3 protein-coding genes are annotated in these 7,858 nt (G+C 69.1%); all 3 read right to left on the bottom strand.

The genetic code is table 11. The features are described 5' to 3' along the window. The coding region (locus tag L810_RS12895) for a beta strand repeat-containing protein (protein WP_081712838.1) at positions 1 to 5,794 on the bottom strand (5,794 nt) is incomplete at its 3' end. 552 nt (positions 5,795 to 6,346) lie between these two features. Then, positions 6,347 to 7,036 carry a YdcF family protein gene (locus L810_RS12890; protein ID WP_021158797.1) on the bottom strand — a complete coding sequence of 230 codons (690 nt, stop codon included), beginning with the start codon at positions 7,034 to 7,036 and terminating at the stop codon, positions 6,347 to 6,349. Between the two features lie 269 nt (positions 7,037 to 7,305). Then, on the bottom strand, positions 7,306 to 7,858 hold a 553-nt coding region (locus L810_RS12885; RefSeq protein ID WP_042974317.1), incomplete at its 5' end, for a rod shape-determining protein.

Below are 7,858 nucleotides of genomic sequence, written 5' to 3'. Positions count from 1 at the left end.
CGCTGCCCGTGCCGCCGATCGTCCCGCCGAATGTCCCGCCGCTTCCGTTCAACGTCAGTGCGTTGCCGCCAAGGTTCACGTTCGTGCCGACCGCACCGCTCAGCGCACCAAACGTCTGTGCGCCCGATGCGCCACTCACGTCGAACGTCGCACCCGTGCCGGCGAGATTCACCGCGCTGCCCGACGCGAGGCTGCCGTTCGCGCCGAGCGCCAGCGTGCTGCCGCCGTTGATCGTCGTGCCGCCCGTGTAGGTGTTCACGCCGGTCAGCGTTTGCGTGCCGGCACCCGCGAACGTCACGCTGCCCGTGCCGCCGATCGCGCCGCCGAACGTGTTGTTGCCGCTGCCGTTCAGCGTCAGCGTATTCGCACCGAGGTTCACGTTCGTGCCGGTACCGCCGGTCAGCACGCCGAGCGTCTGCGCACCCGATGCGCCACCGAGGTTGAGCGTCGCGCCCGTGCCGGCGAGACTCACCGCGCTGCCCGACGCGAGGCTGCCGTTCGCGCCGAGCGCCAGCGTGCTGCCGGCGTTGATCGTCGTGCCACCCGTGTACGTATTCGCACCCGTCAGCGTCTGCGTGCCGGTGCCCGCGTACGTCACGCCGCCCGTGCCGCCGATCACGCCGCCGAAGGTGCCGCTGGCCGTGCCGCTCAGCGTCAGCCCGTTCGCGCCAAGATCCACGTTCGTATTCACCGCGCCGTTCAACGCGCCGATCGTTTGCGAGCCCGACGCACCGCTCAGGTTGAACGTCGCGCCTGCGCCGGCAAGGTTCACGGCACCGCCCGACGCCAGGCTGCCGTTCGCGCCCAGCGCAAGCGTGCTGCCGGCGTTGATCGTCGTGCCGCCGGTGTAGGTGTTCGCGCCGGTCAGCGTCTGCGTGCCGGTGCCCGCATACGTCACGCCGCCCGTGCCGCCGATCGTCCCGCCGAACGTGCCGCTGGCCGTCCCGCTCAGCGTCAGCCCGTTCGCGCCAAGATCCACGTTCGTATTCGCCGCGCCGTTCAACGCGCCGATGGTTTGCGAGCCCGATGCGCCGCTCAGGTTGAACGTCGCGCCTGCGCCGGCAAGGTTCACGGCACCGCCCGACGCCAGGCTGCCGTTGGCGCCGAGCGCAAGCGTGCTGCCGCCGTTGATCGTCGTGCCGCCGGTGTAGGTGTTCGCACCCGTCAGCGTCTGCGTGCCGGTGCCCGCGAACGTCACGCCGCCCGTGCCGCCGATCGTCCCGCCGAAGTTGCCGCTGGCCGTGCCGCTCAGCGTCAGCCCGTTCGCGCCAAGATCCACGTTCGTATTTGCCGCGCCGTTCAATGCACCGATCGTTTGCGCACCCGACGCGCCGCTCAGGTTGAACGTCGCGCCTGCGCCGGCAAGGTTCACGGCACCACCCGACGCCAGGCTGCCGTTCGCGCCGAGCGCCAGCGTGCTGCCGGCGTTGATCGTCGTGCCACCCGTGTACGTATTCGCACCCGTCAGCGTTTGCGTGCCGGTACCCGCATACGTCACGCTGCCCGTGCCGCCGATCACGCCGCCGAAGGTGCCGCTGGCCGTGCCGCTCAGCGTCAGCCCGTTCGCGCCAAGATCCACGTTCGTATTTGCCGCGCCGTTCAACGCGCCGATCGTTTGCGGGCTCGACGCGCCGCTCAGGTTGAACGTCGCGCCTGCGCCGGCAAGGTTCACGGCACCGCTCGACGCCAGGCTGCCGTTCGCGCCGAGCGCGAGTGTGCTGCCGCCGTTGATCGTCGTGCCGCCCGTGTACGTATTCGCACCCGTCAGCGTTTGCGTGCCGGCGCCCGCGAACGTCACGCTGCCCGTGCCGCCGATCGTCCCGCCGAACGCGTGATTGCCGTTGCCGCTCAACGTCAGCCCGTTCGCGCCAAGATCCACATTCGTATTCGCCGCACCGGTCAGCGCGCCGATCGTTTGCGAACCCGACGCGCCGCTGAGGTTGAACGTCGCGCCCGCACCGGCGAGGTCCACCGTACCGGTCGCCGCGAGGCTGCCGCCCGCGCCGAGCGCCAGCGTGCTGCCGCTATTGATCGTCGTGCCGCCCGTGTAGGTGTTCGTGCCGGACAGCGTTTGCGTGCCCGTGCCGGCCACGGTCAGGCCGCCGGTGCCGCCGATCGTGCCGCCGAAGTTGCCGCTGGCTGTCCCGCTCAGCGTCAGGCCGTTCGTGCCGAGATTCACGGCCGAGCCGGCCACGCCGCTCAGTGCACCGATCGTCTGCGCACCCGTCGCGGCGCTCAAGTCGAGCGCCGCGCCCGCGCCGGCCACGTTCACCGTGCCCGTCGCCGCGAGGCTGCCGCCGGCACCGAGCGCCAGCGTGCCGGCGTTGATCGTCGTGCCGCCCGTGTAGGTGTTCGCGGCCGTCAACGTCGTGGTCGCCGCGCCGTCCTTCACGAGAGCGCCCGCGCCGGCGATGCCGCCGGTCAGCGTGAGCGCGTTGCTGCCGCCGAGCGTCAGCGTCGAACCGTTGCCGAGATTGACCGCGTTGTCGACCGACAGGCTCGTGTTCGTGTCGAGCGTCGCCGCACCGCCGACGTTCAGCGTGCCCGTGCCGAGTGCCGAGTTGTTGCCGAGCACGACGCTGCTGCCGCCGTTCAGGTTCGTGCCGCCCGAGTAGGTGCTTGCGCCGTTCAGCGTCTGCGTGCCGGTGCCGGCCAGCGTCAGGCTGCCCGTGCCGCCGATCGCGCCGCTGAACGTGCCGCTGGCCGTCCCGCCGAGCGTCAGCCCGTTGCCGCCCATGTTGACGTTCGTCCCGGCCCCCCCCGACAGCCCGCCGATCGTCTGCGCGCTCGTCGCGGCGCTCAGGTCGAGCGCCGCGCCCGCGTTGGCCAGGTTCACCGCGCCGGTTGCCGCCAGGCTGCCGCCCGCGCCCACCGCGAGCGTGCCGGCGTTGATCGTCGTGCCGCCGGTGTAGGTGTTCGCGCCCGTCAGTGTCGTGGTCGCCGCGCCGTTCTTCACGAGACCGCCCGCGCCGGCAATGCCGCCGCTCAGCGTGAGCGCGTTGCTACCGCCGAGCGTCAGCGTCGAACCGTTGCCAAGATTGACCGCGTTGTTGACCGACAGGCTCGTGTTCGTGTCGAGCGTCGCCGCGCCGCCGACGTTCAGCGTGCCGGTGCCGAGCGCCGCATTGTTGCCGAGCACGACGCTGCTGCCGCCGTTCAGGTTCGTGCCGCCCGAGTAGGTGCTTGCGCCGTTCAGCGTCTGCGTGCCGGTGCCGGCTAGCGTCAGGCTGCCCGTGCCGCCGATCGCGCCGCTGAACGTGCCGCTGGCCGTCCCGCCCAGCGTCAGCCCGTTGCCGCCCATGTTGACGTTCGTCCCGGCCACCCCCGACAGCCCGCCGATCGTCTGCGCGCTCGTCGCGGCGCTCAGGTCGAGCGCTGCACCCGCGTTGGCCAGGTTCACCGCGCCGGTCGCCGCCAGGCTGCCGCCCGCACCCACCGCGAGCGTGCCGGCATTGATCGTCGTGCCGCCGGTGTAGGTGTTCGTCCCCGTCAGCGTCGTGGTCGCCGCGCCGTCCTTCACGAGGGCGCCCGCGCCGGAAATGCCGCCGCTCAGCGTGAGCGCATGGCTGCCGCCCAGTGTCAGCGTCGAACTGGTGGCGAGGTTGACGGCGTTGTTGACCGACAGGTTCGCGCTCGTATCGAGCGTCGCCGCGCCGCCGACGGTCAACGCACCCGTGCCGAGTGCCGAGTTGTTGCCGAGCACCAGGCCGCCGGCATTCAGCGTCGTGCCGCCGGCGTAGTTGTTCGCGCCGGACAGCGTCACGGTCGCCGCGCCGTTCTTCACGAGACCGCCGCCGCCCGAGACCGTGCCGTTCAGGTCGACATCGGCGCTGCCGACGAGCGTCAGCGTCGTGCCGGTGGCGACGTTGACATTGTTCGCGAGCGATACGTTGGCGGTCGCGTCGAGCGACGACGAGCCGTTGACGTTCACCGCGCCGATGCCGAGCGCCGTATTGCTGCCGACCGCGAGGTTGCCGCCGTTCAGGTTCGTGCCGCCCGAGTACACGTTCGTGCCCGTCAGCGTCTGCGTGCCGCTGCCGGAGAGCGTGATGCCGCCCGAGCCGCCGATCGAGCCGGCGTACGTCGCATTGGTGGTGCCGTTCAGCGTCAGCGAATTGCCGCCGAGGTTCACGCTGGTACCGGCCGAGCCCGCCAGCGCGCCGATCGCCTGAGCGCTCGTCGCGGCGCTCAGGTCGAGCGTCGCACCCGCGTTCGCCAGGTTCACCGCACCGGTCGCCGCCAGGCTGCCGCCCGCGCCCACCGCGAGCGTGCCGGCATTGATCGTCGTGCCGCCCGTGTAGGTGTTCGCGCCCGTTAGTGTCGTGGTCGCCGCGCCGTTCTTCACGAGACCGCCGTTGCCGCTGATGGTGCCGGCCAGCCCGAGATTGTTGCTGCCGCCGACCGTCAGCGTGCTGCTGTTGGCGAGATTGACGTTGTTGCCGAGCGTCGTGTTCGCACTCGAGTCGAGCGAGGCCGCGGCGTTGACGTTCAGCGCACCGCTGCCGAGCGCCCCGTTGTTGCCGACGACGATGCCGCCGCCGTTCAGGTTCGTGCCGCCCGTATAGCTGTTCGCGCCGTTCAACGTCAGCGTGCCGCCGTCGTTCTTCGTCAGCGCGCCGCCGCCCGTCACCGCGCCCGACAGCGTGAGCCCGGTCGCGCCCTGCACCGTCAGCCCGCCCGTGCCGAGCGTCACGGTATTGGCGACGTTGAGCCCCGCGGCACCCGCCTGCAGCGCGCCGCCGTTGGCCGTGACGTTACCGGTGCCGAGCGACGCGTTGTCGCCGATGATCGCGACGCCGCCCGCCAGCGTCGTGTCCTGCGCGGTCGACGCGCCGTTGATCGTCCAGTTGCCGCTCTGGACGTCGACGTGATTGAAGTTGACGTAGTTGTTGACCGCGATCGTGCCGTTCGCGCTGGTGCCCTGCTGCAGGTTGAGCGTGTTGTTGCCGCCCGCGCCGCCGTCGACCGTTCCCGTCGCCGCCACGTTGATCGTGTTCGGGCCGATCGTGATGTTGAACCCGCCGCCGGTGCCGCCCGCAGCGTTGACCGACGAACCCGTCACGGCATTGAACGTGTTGGTGCTGTTCGCGCCCATCGACACGCCGCCGTTGATCGTGCCCGAGTTGGTAAACGTATTGCCCTGGCCGGGCGTGCCGTTCGAGCCGAGCGACACGCGGCCGTTGATCGTCCCGCTGTTCGTCATGTTGACCGTGGCGCCGCCGTACGCAGCCACCACGGGCGCGTCCGCGCCGACGAGGATCGCGCCGACCAGCGGGTTCGAGCCGATCGTGCCGGTGTTGTTGATCGTCGACGTACCGCCCGTGCCGTTCTGGACCGACAGCGCCATGCCCGTCACGCCGCTGATCGCCACGCCGGTCGAGCCGTTCATCGTGCCGTTGTTGACGACCGTGGTGTTCGCGCTCGCGGACGCATTGCCGACCACTGCCCCGCTCGACAGCACGCCGAGGCCCGAGCCGAGTGCGGACGGGTCGATCGTGCCGTTGTTGGTCAGCCTGACGCCGTTGCCGGTCAGCGACATCGCGGTGCCGCCGACGCCGAGCAGAACGCCCACGCTCGCGCCGGGATTGACGGTGGCCTGGACGTTGTTCGCGCTGTTCGCATAGCTCGGCGCAAGCGGGTTGGCGACCCCGGAGCAGGTCACCGTCGTGCCCGCCGTGCTGCAGGTCGCCTGGGCGGGCACGATACCGGCGCCGGACAACGCCAGGAAAACGCCCGTCGGCAACAGCAATCTCGGAAACGGTTCGCCGGCTTTTTTCGAACGCGCAAGATTCATGCTTTCCCTCGTTATTGGAATTGGTATTACCGTGAAATCGAACGGCCGGCAGCAGAAAATCGCGGACAAAAGCATCCACGCCGCCTGTCGCGATGCGACGTCGGTTAATTCATGGACGTATCTTTAATTGGCCCGGGAAGGCAGGCGTGAAACTAGTCGAATGACATGTCGATGGCCCCTGTTTTTCTGCAGCGATTTTCTGGTTGATTTGATCACCGCCCTGCTTTTGTCAGACAAGGCTATATCAAAAAAACAGGCTTTTCCAGTCGATCTTTTCCCCATTTGATCGAGGTCCGGCGGGCACGCATTTTTTACTTATCGGGACGCGTCAGACAGGTAAATCGGCATTCCTTTTTTGTCAATTTCCCGGATATTTATTTACAGCAGCGAAAATGACGCATCCGTGAAAACACGGATATCCAAGCGATTATCACGGCCGAATTTTTTTGCAACGCAATATCCACATGCGCGGGAAGTATCGACACACGATAATCCGCCCGCCGTTATTCGTCAGACGAAACGTCCAGGATGTCCAGGGTTAGTCGATGTTCGTCACGCGTCGACCGGAAAATCCGCACCGCGTGACGAAAACAGCCGTATCAGATAAAGCATCGGCCGGAACGAGACGGGCCGCGCATCGGGGTTCACCCACAACCGCACCGCATACACCGCGTAGGCCGGCACTTCGCGCCAGCTCGAATAGATGTCGCGCAACTGGAAACGGGCCGGGTACGCGGCGGAGATGTTCGCCCGCGCGATGCCGACGCGCTCGAACGCGAGCCGCGCCCGCGCGAGGTGGTAGAACTGGCTGACGATCAGCACACGCGACACGCGGTGCGCCTGCAGGTAAGCGAGCGTGTGCTGCGCCGTCGCGAGCGTGTTGTCGCCCTGGTCGTCCACCGCGATCCGGTCGGCCGGCACGCCGCGCGCCACCAGATAGTCGCGCATCGCGGTCGCCTCGTTCAGCCCGGGGCCGTCGATCGCGCCGCTGACCAGGAACGCCGGGCACTGCCCCGTGCGGTAGCAGCGCACGCCGACATCGAGCCTGGCGGCGAGTACGGGCTTCGGCGCGCCGGTCGCGTCGAGCGCATTGCCGAAGATCACGGCAACGTCGGCCGGCTCGCTCGGCATCCGCAGCCCGTGCGCGACGAGCGCAACGGCTGCGACGATCCACAGGCAGGTAACGATGGCCAGCAGGCGGCCCGTTCGGGCGAAGAAGCCCCGTTTGGTACGGTTTTTCAAGGTTTTCGGTCTCTCAGGTCGTCGGACTCGTCGGGCTCGCCGGACATTTCGGCGTGCCCGGCCCCGCGCGGGCGCGTAACGCTAGCACGGTGCGCGTTCGGGTGTCCACGCGGCGGACCGATGCCGAACGATGGCCGGCCTCCCGTCAAGTCGACCGGAGCAGCGTGCCCGGCGAAGCGGGCAGGCAACTGGAAAGGGAAAACCTGTGGAGATCTACGGAGATCGAAGAAACGTGAATGACCGTACCGCGATGCACGGCCCAGCCCGAATCAGTCGACCGGGCACATCGCGAGCCGCCCCATCGCCTCGCCGGCGCCGCGCACCGCGCAGGTGGCCGGCTCGTCGGCGATCCGGGCGACGAGGCCCGTCTCGTCGTACAGCAGGCGCTCGAGATCCGCGAGCAGCGCGCCGCCGCCCGTCAGCACCACGCCGCGATTCGCGATATCGGTCACGAGCTCGGCCGGCGCGTTCTCCAGCACCGACTTCACCGCGCCGATCACCTGCTTGAGCGGCGCGACCAGCGCGTCCGCCACGTCGTGGTTGGACAGCTCGATCGAGCGCGGCAGGCCGTCGCCGACGCTGCGCCCGACCGCGCGCGTCGACCTGCGCGGCACCGCGCTGGTGGCCGAGCCGATCGACTGCTTCACGTGCTCGGCCGTCTGCTCGCCGAGCAGCACGCCATACAGGTTGCGGACATGGTTGACGATCGCCGCGTCGAACTGGTTGCCGCCGACGCGGATCGCCTCGCGGTAGACGATGCCGCCGAGCGCGATCACCGCGACTTCCGTCGTCCCGCCGCCGATGTCGACGACCATCGAGCCG

Origin of the sequence: Burkholderia sp. AU4i (assembly GCF_000466765.1) — a bacterium.
GTDB lineage: Bacteria > Pseudomonadota > Gammaproteobacteria > Burkholderiales > Burkholderiaceae > Burkholderia > Burkholderia cepacia.
This window is presented reverse-complemented; position numbering and strand designations above follow the sequence as displayed.